This window comes from Pseudoalteromonas sp. PPB1 (assembly GCF_015356275.1).
Lineage (GTDB): Bacteria > Pseudomonadota > Gammaproteobacteria > Enterobacterales > Alteromonadaceae > Pseudoalteromonas > Pseudoalteromonas rubra_D.
In genome coordinates this window covers 23365-41241 of sequence record NZ_JACEQV010000015.1, presented here as the reverse complement: position 1 = coordinate 41241, position 17877 = coordinate 23365, and the positions used below count along the sequence as shown (strand labels likewise).

The window sequence follows — 17877 nt, the reverse complement described above, 5'->3', positions numbered from 1 at the left end:
GGTAAGTCTGAGTAGTAATAAGTGGTCATTTAGATCATTAAAATGACCGCTTATTTGGCCTGTTCATGACACTTTGGTCATTGAACAAAATGGGGACAGCCTTTATCTGACGGTGTTTTAGAACGCATAAAAGCCATATAAGCAAAATACATTCCATTGGAAACCACTTTTTTCTCAAATTGATTGCATTTTAGACGACTTGAAGGATGATGTTCGCCTAAAGAGGTGATATACTCCCGCCGAATAATTTTTCTACTTTAAATAGAGCAAAACAATGGCAGATTTATCAAAGTACAGAAACATTGGTATTTTCGCGCACGTTGATGCGGGTAAAACTACCACCACTGAGCGTATACTAAAGCTTACTGGTAAAATTCATAAAACCGGTGAAGTACACGACGGTGAGTCTACAACTGACTTCATGGAGCAGGAAGCTGAGCGTGGTATTACAATCCAGTCAGCTGCGGTAACTTGTGAGTGGAAAGGCCACCGCTTAAACGTTATCGACACTCCTGGACACGTTGACTTCACAGTTGAAGTATATCGTTCACTGAAAGTACTTGACGGTGGTATCGGTGTATTCTGTGGATCTGGCGGTGTTGAGCCTCAGTCAGAAACTAACTGGCGTTACGCGAACGAATCAGAAGTTGCACGTTGTATCTTCGTAAACAAGCTTGACCGTATGGGTGCTGACTTCTACCGCGTAGTAGATCAGGTTCAAAACGTACTTGCTGCTAACCCACTTGTTATGACGCTGCCTATCGGTATCGAAGACGAGTTCTGTGGTGTTGTAGACGTACTTGAGAAGAAAGCGTACGTTTGGGATGAGACTGGTCTTCCTGAAAACTACGAGATCCAAGACGTTCCTGCAGACATGGTTGACAAAGTTGAAGAATACCATGAAATGCTGATCGAAACTGCGGTTGAGCAAGACGACGACCTGATGGAAGCATACATGGAAGGTGAAATGCCTTCTCTTGAGCAAATCAAAGCATGTATCCGTAAAGGTACACGTGACCTTGCTTTCTTCCCAACTTTCTGTGGTTCTGCATTCAAAAACAAAGGTATGCAACTAGTACTAGATGCAGTTGTAGACTACCTACCTGCACCTACAGAAGTTGATCCTCAGCCGCTTACAGACAAAGACACTGGTGAGCCTACTGGTGAAGTTGCAACTGTTGACGCTGAGCAGCCGCTTAAAGCGCTTGCGTTTAAGATCATGGATGACCGTTTCGGTGCCCTGACCTTTATCCGTATCTACTCTGGTCGCATGAAAAAAGGTGACACAGTACTTAACTCTGCAACTGGTAAAACAGAGCGTATCGGCCGTATGGTTGAGATGCAAGCAGACGAGCGTAACGAACTGACTGAAGCACAAGCGGGTGACATCATCGCGGTTGTTGGTATGAAGAACGTTCAGACTGGTCACACACTATGTGATCCTAAGCACGAATGTACACTTGAAGCGATGATCTTCCCTGAGCCGGTAATCTCTATCGCGGTAGCACCTAAAGATAAAGGTGGTAACGAGAAGATGGGTATCGCGATCGGTAAGATGGTTGCAGAAGATCCTTCATTCCAGGTTGAAACTGACGAAGATTCAGGCGAAACCATCCTTAAAGGTATGGGTGAACTTCACCTGGACATCAAAGTTGACATCCTTAAGCGTACTTACGGTGTTGAACTTGTTGTTGGTCAGCCTCAGGTTGCTTACCGTGAAACTATCACGCAAGAAGTTGAAGATAGCTACACGCACAAGAAACAGTCTGGTGGTTCTGGTCAATTCGGTAAGATCGACTACCGTATTAAGCCTGGTGAGCCTAACTCTGGCTACACTTTCTCATCTTCAGTTGTTGGTGGTAACGTTCCTAAGGAATTCTGGCCAGCAGTTGAGAAAGGCTTCAAGATGATGATGGACGAAGGTGTTCTAGCTGGCTTCCCAGTACTAGACGTTGAAGTTGAGCTGTTCGACGGTGGTTTCCACGCAGTTGACTCATCAGCTATCGCTTTCGAAATCGCAGCTAAAGGCGCATTCCGTCAGTCAATCCCTAAAGCAGGTCCTCAACTTCTTGAGCCTGTGATGAAGGTTGACGTGTTCACACCAGAAGACAACGTAGGTGACGTAATCGGTGACCTTAACCGTCGTCGTGGTATGATCAAAGACCAAGAAGCTGGCGCAACTGGCGTTCGTATCAAGGGTGAAGTACCGCTATCTGAAATGTTCGGATACATCGGTCACCTGCGTACTATCACGTCTGGTCGTGGTCAGTTCTCAATGGAATTCTCTCACTATGCACCTTGCCCGGCAAATGTTGCTGACGCAGTAATCGCAGCTGAGAAAGAGAAAAAAGCAGCTAAGTAATTAGTTGACTGATTTCTGAAAAAAGGCCGCATTCGCGGCCTTTTTTAATGCCTGAATTTTCTGCTATGTTGCACAATTCGGTAGTTCATTCATCCTATGAAACAAAAATATAAATAGAATCATGCCACTTTTTCCCGCCAGTCAGGGTAGACCAACTATTGCTAAAAATCACATAAACGGACTTGATTTAGGGACTTTGCAACTTTATCATTAGTGTCCAGAGTCAGTCGATTCTGTTTGTGATTGAGTAAAATTGGGAGGTACTCATGAGAACCATAGATTTGGATATCAGCTGGTTTGCCATTTTAGCCACAGTGTGTGGTATTTCGCTGTGTTATGTGATGATGAACTTGGTGGCGCTTCACGGCGTAGCATCGTCACTGGTGGTTGTATCCCTGTCGGGTGTCGCTTTGATTGTGCTGATGACACTGACCGACAAGCGCTTTGTACATATTGATAAAGCAGGAATTTGTTATCGCACATGGGTGAAAACACGATATGTGCACGCAGACGAAATAGCGTCACTGGAGCTACAAAAGCTGGGTCCATTGCAATGTTTAAAGGTTGTCCTTCATAACAACCGAAGATTGTCCTTTCCTTATTGGTCTATTGATGATGCTGATCTGCAAAAAGCAGCTCAGGTACTGTCGGTACCTATATCGGGGAGAAAACATCAAGTGAAGGCTTGATGAGCTATCAATTCACTTCGCTTCACCAAGTGAATTGATTTAAAAACTGAGAGTAAATAAAAATGCGCCGTAAGGCGCATTTTTTTATCTTCTTTAATGCAGGTATGGCTCAAGCACTTTTACATGCTTCAGCCATCACACTCACATTTATTTTGTGCGACGACGCAGCAGCGCCAGAGGTGCCGCAAACAGTGCTAACCAGCCCAGGCTGCCTGAGTCATCATCGCCGTCATTGTCATCACCTTGTTTGATATCTTTAACGTTGACAACAACCTGTACTTGCTCTGACAGGTTACCAGCACTGTCTTGTGCCTGAACCATGAACTCGATTCGGTTATCGAATTCATAATCCAGTTCGCCGGCAACAACAACCTGACCAGATTCATTGACCGAAATGACGTTTGTACCAGTTACAATAAAGCGCTCTACCGGCGTCTCGTCAGCATCTGCATCTGAGAATTCAAGCATACCAATAGCAGTGTTTATCGGTGTGTTTTCTGCTACGTCGAAGCTTTGACCAGCTGCAATCACTGGGCGTGGATCAACGGGCGGCGCGGCGGCTTCTGTTTTAATCTCTACAATCACTGGATCGTGGTCAGATGCACGGTAGGCATGTGGTGCGTATAGCGCGGCAATTTGTGCATCCGTTCTATATTCAGTGTTGTAATCCAGCATACGTGGTTCATCAGCATTGATGTGCCAGTCTGTCGCATCTGTGACCTTAGCTAACAGTGAAGGTGATGCCACGGCATGGTCCAGGCTACCCAGGCGTCCTGAGAAGGTATAAGAGTAGCTCTGTGTGTTACCGTCCACATGAGTCATAACATTGCTCAGACCTTTATCCGCGAAGGCACGCATCGGGTCTTCCATTGCATAGGCGTTCATATCACCTACTAGGATAACGTCTTCATCGTCGTTACCCGTTGGGTTGGTCGCCAGCCAGTCTGCGAACGCGTTTGCGCCTTCAGTACGGATGACATTCCAACAGCCCTGACCATCGCCCTGATCAGCGTTATCACCTTCTGCGCTGCCACAACCTTTCGATTTGAGGTGAGCAACGGCAACGGTAAACTCTTCATTATTGTCCAGCTTACGGAAGCTTTGCGCCGTAGGTGGACGGTTGCTGTAATCAAACGGCACAGCAGTTGTGAAGCTAGCAGCACCCGCTTCTTCTACTGTGTCGGTACGGTAGATAATGCCTGTTGTGATATCGTCACCACCAATCGTGTCGGTGTTGAAGTCGACAAATGCATAGGTGTAATTAGACTCAGCATTAATCGCTCTCACTAAATCAGCAATGGCACTGTGCTCACCAAATCCGTCGTTTTCGATCTCCATCAGACCAATAACATCGGCATCCAGCGCAGTGATAGCGGATACCAGTTTTGCTTCCTGACGGACCAGCTCTTCTGCTGTGTCTGCACCACGTGGTGTTGGGAATCCTGCACCCTGGCCGTCGCCATTGAAATAGTTCAGGACGTTGAAGCTGGCGATACGCAGATCACCTTCACCTTCAAGCTCTGGAGCTTCAGCACGTTCATTGGTGTTGTTGAAAGTCGGGGCTGTGGTTGGGTTTAGGCGGTATTGGCCAAAGCTGTAAGCAATAACCCCTTGCACATTAGACACCGTGTCACCCAGACGGATGGTTTTGTAAGCATCCAGGCCGGTACTTGGATATGGGATCACTTCTGGGTTCTGAACGGTCGAACCATCATCCATCAGCAGGAACTTCTTCTTGTTTTCTGCTTCCAGTGCATTGGCTTCATCACCAGGCATCGCTAATTGTGTACCCTGGTAAAGGCGTTCTGTTGCCAAGCCAACTTCACCATAACGACCTAAGTTATAAGTATCTGCCACAACCATGTCATTGGACAGGTTAACTAACATGCCTTCTACGGCCTCCAGGTCGCTTACCTCAGAGACGGGCAGGGTTAGCACCTGCGCCTGAACTTCTGCGCTGCCACAGATTTCTAGTTGAGTGACATTGCCCAGCTGAGTAGCATTGTAAAACTCTTGAACCGTACCCTTAACACGTACCTGGTCACCAACGTTTACGTCGACATCTTTATAGTATACAAATAGACCTTCTGAGGTCATGCTGTCTTCGTCCATGTCATTAGCCAGTGACTGAACAAAGAAGCCTTTCAGCTGGTTGTCTTCTTGCAGGTCTGCTGTGACCACAGCTTCAATGGTCACAATTTGATCTTTAAGCGGGCTTTCGTCTGCATTACCCTGAATAGCATTAATGGCTGTGGCGGCTTCTCCACACACTAATGGCTCTGGCGTGTCACCATCGTCGCCACCGTCATCTCCACCGCCGGTATCGCCGCTATGGCTACCTAGGCCAGAAAAATCATCTTTATCGAACTGTATCCACTCGGCACTTGGATCGAATGCCGCGTCAAAGGTTGTGCGACCGGTTGTCACTTCCAGGTTGCGACGTAGTGTTTTGTCTTTTGTTGCAACACCATTATTTTCCCAGTTACTGCCTGGGTCAAAGCCAACCTGGCCAAAGCTGTCCAGTACCGTATCACCGTTACGTAATACAATCGCATCGTCGCCATTGTACCAGCTGCCACCTATTGTTAGCTGTGCAGCACTTAGGACGGCATCAACGGCGCTACTGTTTGCAATGACATAAGTACCACCTGCTGCGATTTCACCGCTAAGCTCAATGGTATTTGATGGATCTGTGTTGCCATTTGAATAATAGCTGAGCGTATATCCGTCCAGTGATATTGCGTTTTCTGAAGTATTGAAAAGCTCTACTGCTTTATTGTTCGAGCTACCTTCAATGTACTCTGACATGATGACCTGAGCCTGCACAGGGGCAGTTGCTGCGGCCACAAGAAGTGCCAGTGGAGTGAATTTTGTTTTTATCATGGTTTTTCCCGTGTGTAGTTTAAACCCAAATGGGTACATAAGCTTACGGGGGCTATGTTACACAAAAATGACACAATGTTAATCGTAAAAATGCAAAAAAGGAGCAATTTATTGCTCCTTTTTTAATAATCACCTATTATTTATTTATCATTCAACCAGATAGCGGCTTGCTTTGCAAAGTAGGTGAGAATGCCATCGGCACCGGCACGTTTAAAAGCGAGTAATGACTCCATAATGGTTGGTTTTTCTGCCAGCCAGCCATTGTCGATAGCCGCTTTGTGCATGGCATATTCACCACTCACCTGATAAGCAAATGTTGGGACACCGAATTCGTCTTTTACTCGGCGTACCACATCCAGATATGGCATGCCTGGCTTAACCATCACCATGTCAGCACCTTCCTGAAGGTCTAATGCGACTTCACGTAACGCCTCATCAGAATTAGCCGGATCCATCTGATAGGTCTTCTTATCCGCCCCTTTGAGGTTGCCTGCTGAGCCAACTGCATCGCGGAACGGGCCGTAATAGCTGGATGCATACTTAGCAGAATAGGCCATGATGCGGGTATGAATGTGTCCGACTTCCTCGAGCGCATCACGGATAGCACCAATACGACCATCCATCATATCTGAGGGGGCGACAATATCAGCACCAGCCTCTGCATGAGACAATGCCTGCTTGACGAGTACCTCAGTGGTGATATCGTTTATCACGTAACCCGCTTCGTCTATGATGCCGTCCTGGCCATGTGTAGTGAATGGGTCCAGTGCTACATCGGTGATCACTCCCAGCTCCGGACACTCGCTCTTAAGTGCGCGTACGGTGCGTTGTGCCAGCCCTTCAGGATTATAAGCTTCTTCCGCATGTAAGGATTTTTTGTCGCCAGGGGTAACCGGGAAAATGGCGACAGCCGGTACACCCAGCGCCACCAGTTCTTTGGCTTCTTCTACCAGTAGGTCGATCGACAGACGCTCAATGCCGGGCATAGAAGGGATCGCTTCTTTACGGTTCTTGCCTTCCAGGACGAACACCGGATAGATCAGATCGTTTACCGTGAGCGTGTTTTCACACATCATACGGCGGGAAAAGTCGTCTTTGCGCATACGGCGCATACGCGTATAGGGAAAAAGATCCAGTCCTGACTGAGCCACGTTAAGTCTCCTGCTTAGGTTGGTAAATACAGATCCGATTGCGGCCTTGTTGTTTGGCCATGTACAAGCCTTTATCAGCCAAATCGGTAAATAGTGTGGGGTTGTTGGTGTTCTGTGCGATGGCACTGTAAACCCCGGCACTGGTGGTAAATTTAATATGGTGACCGGCGACTTTCAGCTCATGGGCTTCAGTGGCCTGGCGGATCTGCTCGGCCAGCTCCAACGCGCCTTCCTGTGAGGTGTTGGGCAGCAGGATCACAAATTCTTCACCGCCATAGCGAAATACTTCATCATGGGGTCTTTTCAGGTGTTTCTCTATGAGCCGCGCGAACGCACAAATGGTGTGATCCCCGGCAAGATGACCGTAGTTATCGTTTACTTTTTTGAAGAAATCAATATCCAGAATGATCAGACTCAACGTCGTTTGTTCCCGACGTGAACGGCGGACTTCCATCATCAGACGCTTATCAAAGTAACGACGGTTCTTTACTTTGGTCATGGGGTCTTCCATGTTGAGCTTTTCCAGCTCATGGTTTTTCTCTTCCAGCTCTCTCAGCGTCACCTGAAGTTCAAAAGTGCGTTCATCAATGCTGTTTTCCAGCTCTTCCTGTGCCTGTTCCTGGAGTTTCAGTTTTTCTTTGAGCAGGGCGTCTTCTGCCTGAGTACGGGCGAGCTTATGTTGCTGTGTCTTGATGTGCTTTTCACGTTCAAGTATGAACTGCCGAGTCAGCACAAAGCTGATATAGAGGCTCAGGATCAAGTAACAGATATAAGTCACCGGGCGGTCCAATTGAGCGCCACCAAATAAACCCAATTCAAAACCAAACTGATAGCTGAGGGTGATTAACATAATAATGTAGATCAGTAGGGCCGTGATTTTGGTGGTGCGACGGTAACGGCTGCGCAGGGTGCAGGCGATATATCCTAATACGAGTGTGAGTGCCATGCCATAGGCTGCAAAGGTGGCTTGTGTCAGCGGCAGGAGCTGGCTTAGTAAGGTTAAGATCAGACCCAGTATCAGCAGTTGCGTGAGCTTGCGGTCATATTTTATTGGCAGCAGGTTGGGCAGTGCTTTGCTGCGTTGAATGGGGATCAGGGTCAGTGTGGAGAACATCACCAGCAGGCTTTGACCATATTGCTGCAACCAGACGTGTGAACCATACAGATAACGGTAGCCAAAACCATATAGGTGCACTATGAGCAGCCAGAAGAGGCCGATAATGAGTGTGCCATGTAAAAAATAGCGCCGGCGAGTAAAACTATACAGGGTAAAGTTAATGGCGATCATGGCCAGTATAAATCCGGCCAGTATCCCGTAGACCAGATTAAACTTGCTCTTGTACTTGAGGTACTCTATTGGGTGCCAGAGGCTCAAGGGGACATTCAGCGTACCATGATGGCTGAGCTGCAAGTAGACCTGACTGTGACTCTGTGCCGGCAGCTCTAACGGAATGAGCTGGGCTTCGTGTTTAATGGGGCGCTGCATTAGTGGCAGCGCGTCACCCAACGCCAGAGTCAGAAAAGAGGCATCATCATGGCGGATGTAGGCGGTGATTTTATCCAGTAAGTTGTTATCTATACTCAGTAGCAGGGGCACCTCAATGGGGCCCGGGTTGTGTAAAGATACGCGGATCCAGGCTTGGGTATTTGCGGGCGGTTTTAACGGCTGGCGCTGACCTGGTTGCCAGTGTGGATCACTGGCCAGTAATGTTTGAATGGTGTCGGCCTGGCTGAAAGCATACTGATAGGACAATGCCTGGTGTTGCTTAAATTCAGCAGATACCTCCAGTGCCTGAGCAGCACCGGATAAGCACAGCAAAAGTAGCAGCCAGCGCCACACCATCAGGCATTGTTCCCTGATATCTGGAACAAGGTTTTGAAATTCTCCGTGGTTTGCTGGGCCAGTTGCGTCAGGGAAATGCCTTTGAGCGCCGCAACATGATGTGCAATCTCTGGCAGGTAAGCCGGCTCATTACGACGGGATTTCGGTTTCGGTTTGAGTGTTCTGGGAAGTAAGAAGGGCGCATCGGTCTCCAGCAGGATCCGATCTTCTGGAATATAACGCACTAACTCCCGTAAGGTTTCACCCCGGCGCTCATCGCACAGCCAGCCAGTCAGGCCAATCATCAGGCCATAATCCAGATAATGGCGCAAAGCGTGCCTATCACCAGTAAAGCAATGTAGTACACCGCGCAGGGAAAATTCGTTCAGCATGGCACTGAGCGTATCAAATGCCTCGCGTTCATGCAGATACACCGGCATGTCGAGTGTCTGAGCCAGCTCCAGTTGCACACCGCAGATCAGTTGCTGCACCGGGCGCGGTGAGTAGTCACGATTGAAGTCGAGCCCACACTCGCCAATAGCGACTACGTGATCTTGGGCTGCCAGGTGGCGCAACTGGGCGATGAAATCGTCCGGCACGTCTTTGGCATCATGAGGGTGCACACCTGCGGTCGCATACTGGTTATATTCTTGTGCCAGCGCCAGACTTTGCTCACTGGTGAGTAAGTCACATCCAATCAGCAACATAGATTCTACGCCCTGATCCGCCGCCCGGGTCAGGATGGCTGTGCGATCGGTATCAAATTGTGTACTGGTCAGGTTGACGCCAGCATCAATAAAGGTCGCCATTTAATCTACCCTTCTCACTTTTATTGAGCGGTTAGAGCCATCTTTTTGCATGATGAAAGAATTGAATGAGCCACGACGAATGGTCACTGTGTCCCCTTCTTTTGCAAAGAAGGCTTGTGTGCCGATCTGCTGCCAGCGTTGCTGGTTATCGAGCGTAAACCGGCGTAATCCATTGGCGGATTTGCTCACCTCCACCACAGTTGCGTTGACTGTCTGTTGGCTGTCCTGTTTGTGTTCCAGGCCAAAAGACTTGGCATTCGTTGCTGGCGGCTTAGAGCGTACCGGGTGTGGCTTACTGGCATAGTCAGCGGCCAGTTGATCGTAACAGGCTAAGCGCTTGTCGTCGGATTGCTGCTGACTACATGCTTGCAATTTATGCGGTAATTTACCTTTGGCCTGAGCTGGTTGTATGCCAAGCACAGCGGTAAATATCACTGCACCGATCAGCAAAAATGTGATTTTATTCATGGCTTTCTTCCTCAGCGACGGGCTTTTTGCTGTACAGCCTGGCCAACAATAACCCCAATTCAAACAGCAGTGCCATCGGAACGGCGAGTAGTGTTTGCGATAACACATCGGGAGGCGTTAAAAACATCGCGACGACAAACACGCCGACTATGATATAGGGCCGTTTTTGTGCCAGGCTTTGTGTGGTCGTGACACCGCTCCAGCACAACAGCATAATGGCCACGGGTATTTCAAATGCAACGCCGAATGCAAAGAACAACTTCAAAATGAAGCCAAGATAGCTGCTGATATCCGGAGAGAGGGTCATCATGTCGGGACCCACGGCGGTAAAGAAGCCGAGAATAATGGGCATCACGACAAAATAACAAAATGCAATACCGGCGTAAAACAGCAGGATACTGGACAGCAGAATGGGTATCAGCATGCGTTTTTCATGCTGATACAGGCCGGGTGCCAGAAATCCCCAGATTTGATGCAGTATCATAGGCACTGCCAGAAACAGTGATACAAACAGGGTCAGTTTAAAGGGGGCAAAGAAAGGGGCCGTGACATCTGTGGCTATCATAGTGCTGTTTGCGGGTAGGCTCTCAACCAGTGGGGCTGCCACAAATGCATATATATCGTTGGCAAAATAAACCAAAGAAATAAAAATGATCAGGATGCTTAGTAGCGCCTTAATTAGACGGTTTCGAAGCTCAATAAGGTGGCCAATAAAGCCACTATTTGTCATATCTGACATGCAAAAACTCGTAAACGGTTAGTTTTGAGAGGACGGATCTTTGTCGTTTTTCGACGGATCTGGAGACTTGCTGTAGCTGTGGCGTACTGACTCTGCCGCACGCTGCAACTCCTCAACCGATTGTTTGAGACCTGGGGAAATATTGTCCAGGCCCTGTTCTTCGGCTTTTTTCAGGTTGCTATGCAACTCGTGTACTCTCAGCTCTTCGCTTACTTCCGCCTTGACGGAATTGGCAACAGATTTGACTGTGTTGATCCAGCGGCTGACCGTTCTGATCGCAACAGGCAGGCGTTCTGGCCCGAGCACAACCAGGCCAACGATCAACACTACGACGAGTTCCCACATCCCCATGTCAGATCACACCTTGTCTTTTTCTTTTTCGCTGGTTGTTTTAGCCTGTGCAGCCTGATCGGTCAGCTGTTCTTTGCTATCCGTTTTTTCTGACTTTTTTTCTTCTTCGTCTTCAGACACTGCATTTTTAAAGCCTTTTACCGCATTGCCCAAATCACTACCAATGCCACGCAGTTTTTTCGTCCCAAACAAAAGCACGATAATGGCCAGAATGATAAGCAACTGCCAAATACTGATACCACCAAAACCCATGTCTACTCCATTTAATGTGTTATTGAATTAAGAAAGATTATACGCCGAGTGTGTAAAATATCACCCTGTTTTGCGCCATGCTTTAATAAATATTGCAATTGCCAGTGTAGCGCAGATTCCGCTTGCGAGCTGACGCTCATCAACAAAGCACAAACCAGCCACAATGGTGAGCGCTGCTGCGGCAAGGCCAAGTAGCAATGCACGGGTGTCTGTGTGGTTTTGTTGCACAATGGGTGCACTTTGACGCTGGCTGCGCTTCAGATTCTGATAGATAAGATCTGGCAGCTCAGGCATTTTTTCAGCCCAAAATGGCAAGTTGGTGTAGAGTTTTTTGGCCACTGCCAGAGGACCGACCTGATCCTGCACCCACTTTTCTAAAAAGGGTTTGGCCGTTTTCCATAAATCCAGCTGTGGATAGAGCTGGCGGCCCAGACCCTCAACGTATAAGAGGGTTTTCTGTAACAACACCAGTTGGGGCTGCACTTCCATATTAAAACGTCGAGCGGTATTGAACAGGTTAACCAGTACATGTCCGAACGAAATTTCGGCCAGTGGTTTGTTAAAGATTGGTTCGCACACAGTGCGAATGGCAAACTCGAACTCCTCAACACAGGTGTCGGGGGGTACCCAGCCTGAGTCGACGTGTAACTGTGCAACCTGACGATAGTCGCGGTTGAAAAAGGCAATGAAGTTCTCTGCCAGGTAGCGTTTATCTTCACGATTTAAGGTGCCCACGATACCGCAATCAATGCCGATATATTTCGGGTTATGCGGATCTTCGCGTGACACAAAAATGTTACCCGGGTGCATGTCGGCATGAAAAAAGCTGTCGCGGAAAACCTGGGTAAAAAACACTTCGACCCCGCGCTCAGCCAGCACCTTCATATTGGTACCCTGGGCCAGCAGTGCTTCTGTATCCGATACAGGGATACCGTAAATGCGTTCCATCACCAGGACATTGCGTCTTGAATAATCACTGTACACTTCTGGAATATAAAGTGACGCTGAGCCTTCAAAGTTACGTCTGAGTTGGATGGCATTAGCGGCTTCACGCATCAGGTCGAGTTCATCGAGCAGAGTTTTTCGATATTCCCTGACCACTTCGACCGGGCGCAGGCGGCGACCGGCACTGATTAGGCTGGCCAGCAGATGAGCAAAACGCTCCATCAAAGACAGGTCCGCGAGGATTTGTTTTTCAATATTCGGGCGGATCACTTTGACCACCACTTCTCTTAATTCTTCCTCAACGACTAGCTTGGCGCAATGTACTTGCGCGATAGAAGCCGAGGCCAGCGGTGTTTGTTCAAATTCGACAAAACCATCGTGGATACTATTGAGGCCCAGTGCTTTTTCTATCAGTGCTTGTGCCTGATCGCCAGGGAAAGGGGCAACTTTGTCCTGCAACAGGGCGAGTTCTTCGGCAATGTCGGGTGGCAGTAAGTCGCGACGCGTTGACAGCATTTGGCCAAACTTGACCCATACCGGTCCTAATGTTTGCAGTGCCAGTCTGAGGCGGGCACCGACGGGTTTGTCGCTGTGCTGATTGGGTAGCCAAAATAAACTACGTCTAATCGCCCGGGCATACCAGGGTTGCTTGTGCCTTGGAAGCAGGTCGTCCAGGCCGTAATTAAGAAAAGTTTTACCGATTTGATACAGACGAGCGATGGACAAACCCAGCTCCTTATAATTCGCTTAACGCGTTGATACGTTGTTCCAGCGCCGCCAGTTGTTGAGCCAACTGTCGCGTATGGGATTTAAATTGGCGGACTTCCAGCGGGTGAACGGCTACTTTCAGCTCGTCCTGGCACAATTGTGTAAAGGTCCGTTGTAGCGTCTTGAGATGACTGCCACCACGTTGCGTGGCTGTCTTGCAGCGCTCGACCAGCAGTTGGGCCGGCGCATCGCCAAGATGACGTGAAAGGTGTTCTGCCCAGTCAATATCGAGGCCGGAAAATGCTTTGCTGTAGCTTTGTGCCAGTTGTAAATCGCCTTCGAGATCCAGCTTTTCCTCACGGATGAGACGCGTCAGCTGACTGGGATCTGAGATTTCACCTAAGGTCGATAAGGTGGTCGTGATGTGGCAGTCGGCTTTGTCCTGGTAGTTTCCATAGACAAAACAATGTGGTTTCCCTTGCTGTTCACCCACATAGTGCAGCGCACAGCACAAGCCGAGATCGGTTAAGGTGATCGCCAGCGTTTTGTGCTGCGTGGGAGCCAGCTGCAGTGCTAAAGCAGGTTCTTTGTTCAGCAGCTGATCCAGTGCGCTTTCTGCAACGGCGGTGAGCAGCGTGATCCACATACAATTTCCTTGCTTCTTCGAAATTAAAATTTAAAGCCTCGATGAAGCGCCACAATACCGCCCGTCAGGTTCTGGTAGCTCGCTTGTTCAAAGCCTGCTTCTTCCATCATTGTTTTCAGGGTTTCCTGGTCTGGGTGCATACGGATAGACTCTGCCAGGTAGCGATAGGATTCGCTGTCGTTGGCAACCAATTTACCCATAGTTGGCAGGATATTGAATGAGTAGAAATCGTAGAGCTTCGACAGCGCTTCGTTGTCTGTTTTAGAGAACTCCAGCACCAACAGACGACCACCCGGCTTCAATACTCGGTACATGGAACGCAGTGCCTTATCTTTGTCTGTGACGTTGCGCAGTCCAAAGGCGATGGTGATCACATCCAGGCTATTGTCCGGAAAGGGCAGTGCTTCGGCATTCATCTGCACATATTCGATATTCCCAACCCGGCCCAAGTCACGCAGTTTATCGCGGCCTACACGTAGCATGGAGTCATTGATGTCGCCCAGGGTCACCTGACCTGTTTCACCCACCAATTCACTGAATTTGGCTGTCAGATCACCGGTACCACCGGCCAGATCCAGAACTTTGTGGCCTTGTCTGACACCAGAACACGCAATGGTCTGGCGCTTCCATAAGCGATGGATCCCGAATGACATCAGGTCATTCATCACATCATATTTTGCAGCCACAGAATGGAAAACGTCGGCCACCATTGAGGCCTTTTCCTGCGTTGCTACTGTTTGATAGCCAAAGTGTGTGGTGTCGCGGTTTGCTTCTTTCATGTGTGTTATTTGTGCCGGATCTGGGTGTTAATAGTGTACTTGATAGCACTCAGTGAGCGCAATCGGTGTCAGCAATTTAAGCAGATTAATCAACAGGCCGCTGCACTGAAGCCGGATGAGCTGAGGAAATGTTATGTAGCGGCAGAGACATAGTAGTGCTGACCGAGCGACTGGGCTTTTTTGGCAGCGAAGGCAGCACGCTGGGCCAGGGTATTGAAATCGTGCTCGGGTTGATGTTGCGCAATGCCAATGGCCAAATCAATGTCGGGAAACGAGACATCGCCTTTGGCACTGACAAATTTCAGGCGACTCACGCCACGACGAATTTTTTGCGCGACGACCTGGGCTGTATCGGCATCACAGTCTGCCAGCACAATGGTGAATTCCTGTCTGCCTGTGCGTCCCGGCAGGCCGCTGTGGAGTACGTACTTTTTGATCCTTTTTGCGACCCGCTGCAATACAGTTTCGCCGATCAGCTCGCCAAACCCCTGACTAAAGTCGTCGAGGTTTTCGATTAAGATGGAAATGGCAAAAACGGGTTTATCCTGGGTCAGCCATAGTTGGGTTTTATGGCCCAGATAGTGGCGTTTATACAAACCCGTTTGTGGGTCTAAAATGCGTTGCTTGCGCAGAGTCAGCAATTGTTGTTGCTGTTTTTCGTGTAGCTCCCGGGCTTTGCGCAGAGCGTTTTTAAACTGCTGATGCTGTTTGAGCAGTTGCTCTGTGTGGGCGCTGAAGTCAGTTAAGGCCGCCCGCGTTTTAACGACGTTATGCTCATCGAGATTGTGGATACAGTGGCTGATCTGTTTAGCAAATCCAATCAGGCTTTGCTGAGACTGCTGCGCTGAGTCGCTGAGGTGATCGATCATGCCGCCAACTTGCTGGATGAGCGTTGCCTCAGTTTGATGCTCTTTTTGCAGGTGCTCGTAGTAGAGCTGCTCAATGTAAATACTGTCGATGTTGGCACGGTTTCGGATATCGCGATCCAGTTGTTCATTGAGTTCGCGGTGAGTCTGGCTGATATAGACATAGCCAATGTGGTAATTTAGGGGGGTAGGCGGCAGCTGATTCTGTTCCAGAAACTGACAAACTTTGGTCATTTTTTCTTGTGCTATTGCCATGGGATCATGGAACATCATTTTACTTACCACAATAATCAGTTGCTGTTAAATACTTGGCAGAAATACTCGAAACGGTTCCTATGAGATACCTAGCTTCGTTGCGGCTACATTAATCGCTCTGTAGAGTTTTGAAAAGCAAAAATCCGCGTAATGAGACAAATTTATTGCTTTTTATGGGTGTTGTTGAATTAGTAATCACTTTTTTATTGTCTCCTTGACTGGGCGTTGCAGGGGCATTGATGGCTCAAAGTAGCCACTGGTCGTATTAAGTTGCAAGCCCATCTCGAGCATGTTTATGTGTTGCGCAAATTTCACAATATTGTTAAAGGAACATCTACGTGAGCTTCCCACTGAAAACAACCCTATCCCGCTCTTTGTGCGCAGTGACATTGGCACTGGGCCTGGCAGGGTGTGAACTAACTCAGGTCAGCGCTGACCAGCAATTTACGACTTTAGCTCAGCAAGTCATGGTATTTCGCAATGACAAGCAGGCACAGGGAAGCACTTTACTGCCGGATTTGAGTGCAGCCTATCTGGCCACTAAAAATGCCGAGCGCGTAGCCTTTTTGCAGCGTATAGACGCACTGGATGAAACAAAATTAAGTGAAGAAAATCGTATAAACCTGATCATTCTGCGTGCTCAGATCCAGGACAAGGTAGATCGCTATCGCTTCAATGCGCACTACATGCCACTTAAGTCTGAAAGCGGCTTTCACAGCAGTCTGCCGAGGCTACTGGGTGGTACAGAGTTTAAAACCCGCGATGATTATGCGCTGTATCTGAGTAAACTGGCAGAAGTGCCGCGTTATTTTGCAGAAAATATTGCCTGGATGCGCAAGGGGCTTGAAACAGGCCTGACTCAGCCAAAAGCAGTATTGGCCGGGTACGAGGCATCTATTGAGGCCTTTATTGTCGATGAGGCGACGGAGTCAACCTACTTCCGTCCTTTCAAGCATAATCGCAGCGGCCTACCAGATGACGAGTTTGAGCGCTTACAAAAGCAGGCACAGAAAGTGATCGCACAACAGGTGATCCCGGCATATCGCGAGTATCTGGCATTTTTTGTCGAGCAGTACAGGCCAGGTGCACGTGATGACATTGGTATCTCGAGTACCCCGAATGGCGTTGAGTTTTACCGTAATCGGACCGCGCACTTTACGACCACACAGATGACACCTGAACAGGTGCATGCGTTGGGGCTGGAAGAAGTGGCTCGGATCAAAAGTGAAATGATGGAGATCATCAAGCAAACCAAATTTGACGGGAGCTTTGCCGAGTTTGTCCAGTTCTTAAGAACCGATCCGCAGTTTTACGCCAGCAGTGCAGAAGAGTTGCTTAAAGAAGCCGCTTTCATTGCCAAGAAAATGGATGCGCAGTTGCCTAAGTTATTCCATACACTACCGCGTCGCCCTTATGGGGTTGCGCCGGTGCCGGATGCCATTGCACCTAAGTACACTACTGGGCGATATCTGGGGGCAAGCAAGGACACTGACGCAGGTTTTTACTGGGTCAATACCTATGCGTTAGATAAGCGTCCTTTATATGTGCTTGAAGCCCTGACACTGCACGAAGCGGTGCCGGGACATCATTTGCAAATTTCGCTGAACCAGGAATTGGACTATTTACCTGATTACCGTCGCGACTCCTATATCTCTGCATTTGGAGAGGGGTGGGGCTTGTATGCTGAATATCTGGGTCTGGAAGCTGGCTTTTATCAGGACCCGTACAGCAATTTTGGCCGCCTGACCTACGAAATGTGGCGGGCAGCTCGCCTGGTTGTGGATACCGGAATGCACATGTTTGGCTGGAGCCGGGAGCGGGCGATGAACTTTATGCGTGATAATACGGCTTTGTCGCTGCACAATGTGAAGACAGAAACGGATCGCTACATATCCTGGCCAGGTCAGGCATTGTCATACAAGGTCGGTGAGTTGACCATTAAACGTTTGCGTGCGAAAGCCGAGGCGGCGTTAGGGGATGCCTTTGATATTCGCGAGTTCCACCATCAGATCCTGCGTCATGGCTCTGTGCCGTTAAATGTCCTGGAAACGCAGATCGATAAGTATATTGCGTCGGCGCAAAACACAAGCCAGACATAGTAACGGGCAGATGGATCAACTCTGAGCCTGGCCTGAGTTGATCCATGTGCTAC

15 protein-coding genes are annotated in these 17877 nt (G+C 48.7%); 3 read left to right on the top strand and 12 right to left on the bottom strand.

Annotated elements, in window-relative coordinates:
- Positions 1–274: 274 nt before the first annotated feature.
- On the top strand, positions 275–2362 hold the full coding sequence (fusA, locus tag IY568_RS15800) for an elongation factor G (protein ID WP_194868052.1): 2088 nt from the start codon (positions 275–277) through the stop codon (positions 2360–2362).
- Between the two features lie 266 nt (positions 2363–2628).
- The gene (locus tag IY568_RS15795; RefSeq protein WP_125560967.1) at positions 2629–3051 is read left to right on the top strand and encodes a hypothetical protein; all 423 of its coding nucleotides are present in this window, start codon (positions 2629–2631) and stop codon (positions 3049–3051) included.
- A 147-nt stretch (positions 3052–3198) separates the two neighbouring features.
- Here the strand turns inward: IY568_RS15795 and IY568_RS15790 are convergent, their stop codons facing one another.
- The 12 genes from IY568_RS15790 to IY568_RS15735 form a co-directional block, all read right to left on the bottom strand.
- Complete coding sequence (locus tag IY568_RS15790; protein WP_194868051.1) at positions 3199–5934, bottom strand: ExeM/NucH family extracellular endonuclease; 2736 nt, start codon at positions 5932–5934, stop codon at positions 3199–3201.
- A gap of 140 nt (positions 5935–6074) precedes the next feature.
- Positions 6075–7085: a porphobilinogen synthase gene (hemB, locus tag IY568_RS15785; RefSeq protein ID WP_125560963.1), complete on the bottom strand. Its 1011-nt coding sequence runs from the start codon at positions 7083–7085 to the stop codon at positions 6075–6077.
- A gap of 1 nt (position 7086) precedes the next feature.
- Positions 7087–8928, bottom strand: a complete 1842-nt coding sequence (locus IY568_RS15780) for a diguanylate cyclase (RefSeq protein ID WP_194868050.1) — start codon at positions 8926–8928, stop codon at positions 7087–7089.
- Complete coding sequence (locus IY568_RS15775; protein ID WP_194868049.1) at positions 8928–9716, bottom strand: TatD family hydrolase; 789 nt, start codon at positions 9714–9716, stop codon at positions 8928–8930. Before IY568_RS15775 ends, IY568_RS15780 begins: the two co-directional genes overlap by 1 nt.
- On the bottom strand, positions 9717–10184 hold the full coding sequence (locus tag IY568_RS15770) for a hypothetical protein (RefSeq protein WP_194868048.1): 468 nt from the start codon (positions 10182–10184) through the stop codon (positions 9717–9719).
- Entirely contained in the window at positions 10177–10923 is a 747-nt protein-coding gene (gene tatC, locus IY568_RS15765; RefSeq protein WP_194868047.1) for a twin-arginine translocase subunit TatC, read from the bottom strand. Before tatC ends, IY568_RS15770 begins: the two co-directional genes overlap by 8 nt.
- 18 nt (positions 10924–10941) lie before the next feature.
- Positions 10942–11274, bottom strand: a complete 333-nt coding sequence (gene tatB / locus IY568_RS15760) for a Sec-independent protein translocase protein TatB (protein ID WP_049865663.1) — start codon at positions 11272–11274, stop codon at positions 10942–10944.
- Positions 11275–11280: 6 nt separating this feature from the next.
- The gene (gene tatA / locus IY568_RS15755; protein ID WP_125560953.1) at positions 11281–11526 is read right to left on the bottom strand and encodes a Sec-independent protein translocase subunit TatA; all 246 of its coding nucleotides are present in this window, start codon (positions 11524–11526) and stop codon (positions 11281–11283) included.
- Positions 11527–11586: 60 nt separating this feature from the next.
- Complete coding sequence (ubiB, locus tag IY568_RS15750) at positions 11587–13197, bottom strand: ubiquinone biosynthesis regulatory protein kinase UbiB (RefSeq protein ID WP_125560951.1); 1611 nt, start codon at positions 13195–13197, stop codon at positions 11587–11589.
- Positions 13198–13207: 10 nt separating this feature from the next.
- Complete coding sequence (locus tag IY568_RS15745; RefSeq protein WP_125560949.1) at positions 13208–13825, bottom strand: ubiquinone biosynthesis accessory factor UbiJ; 618 nt, start codon at positions 13823–13825, stop codon at positions 13208–13210.
- 23 nt (positions 13826–13848) lie between these two features.
- Positions 13849–14604 (bottom strand): bifunctional demethylmenaquinone methyltransferase/2-methoxy-6-polyprenyl-1,4-benzoquinol methylase UbiE, encoded by a 756-nt coding sequence (gene ubiE, locus IY568_RS15740; RefSeq protein ID WP_194868046.1) that lies wholly within the window; start codon positions 14602–14604, stop codon positions 13849–13851.
- A 131-nt stretch (positions 14605–14735) separates the two neighbouring features.
- Entirely contained in the window at positions 14736–15743 is a 1008-nt protein-coding gene (locus tag IY568_RS15735; RefSeq protein WP_125560947.1) for a GGDEF domain-containing protein, read from the bottom strand.
- A gap of 320 nt (positions 15744–16063) precedes the next feature.
- Between IY568_RS15735 and IY568_RS15730 the strand changes: the two genes are divergently transcribed.
- Entirely contained in the window at positions 16064–17824 is a 1761-nt protein-coding gene (locus IY568_RS15730) for a DUF885 domain-containing protein (protein ID WP_125560945.1), read from the top strand.
- Positions 17825–17877 lie beyond the last annotated feature (53 nt).

Excerpts from the sequence above, each read along its gene's own strand:
- fusA (WP_194868052.1), top strand. The coding sequence starts at position 275 with ATGGCAGATTTATCAAAGTACAGAAACATTGGTATTTTCGCGCACGTT.
- IY568_RS15795 (WP_125560967.1), top strand. The coding sequence starts at position 2,629 with ATGAGAACCATAGATTTGGATATCAGCTGGTTTGCCATTTTAGCCACA.
- IY568_RS15790 (WP_194868051.1), bottom strand. The coding sequence starts at position 5,934 with ATGATAAAAACAAAATTCACTCCACTGGCACTTCTTGTGGCCGCAGCA.
- IY568_RS15780 (WP_194868050.1), bottom strand. The coding sequence starts at position 8,928 with ATGGTGTGGCGCTGGCTGCTACTTTTGCTGTGCTTATCCGGTGCTGCT.
- IY568_RS15775 (WP_194868049.1), bottom strand. The coding sequence starts at position 9,716 with ATGGCGACCTTTATTGATGCTGGCGTCAACCTGACCAGTACACAATTT.
- IY568_RS15770 (WP_194868048.1), bottom strand. The coding sequence starts at position 10,184 with ATGAATAAAATCACATTTTTGCTGATCGGTGCAGTGATATTTACCGCT.
- tatC (WP_194868047.1), bottom strand. The coding sequence starts at position 10,923 with ATGTCAGATATGACAAATAGTGGCTTTATTGGCCACCTTATTGAGCTT.
- tatB (WP_049865663.1), bottom strand. The coding sequence starts at position 11,274 with ATGGGGATGTGGGAACTCGTCGTAGTGTTGATCGTTGGCCTGGTTGTG.
- tatA (WP_125560953.1), bottom strand. The coding sequence starts at position 11,526 with ATGGGTTTTGGTGGTATCAGTATTTGGCAGTTGCTTATCATTCTGGCC.
- IY568_RS15745 (WP_125560949.1), bottom strand. The coding sequence starts at position 13,825 with ATGTGGATCACGCTGCTCACCGCCGTTGCAGAAAGCGCACTGGATCAG.
- ubiE (WP_194868046.1), bottom strand. The coding sequence starts at position 14,604 with ATGAAAGAAGCAAACCGCGACACCACACACTTTGGCTATCAAACAGTA.
- IY568_RS15735 (WP_125560947.1), bottom strand. The coding sequence starts at position 15,743 with ATGATGTTCCATGATCCCATGGCAATAGCACAAGAAAAAATGACCAAA.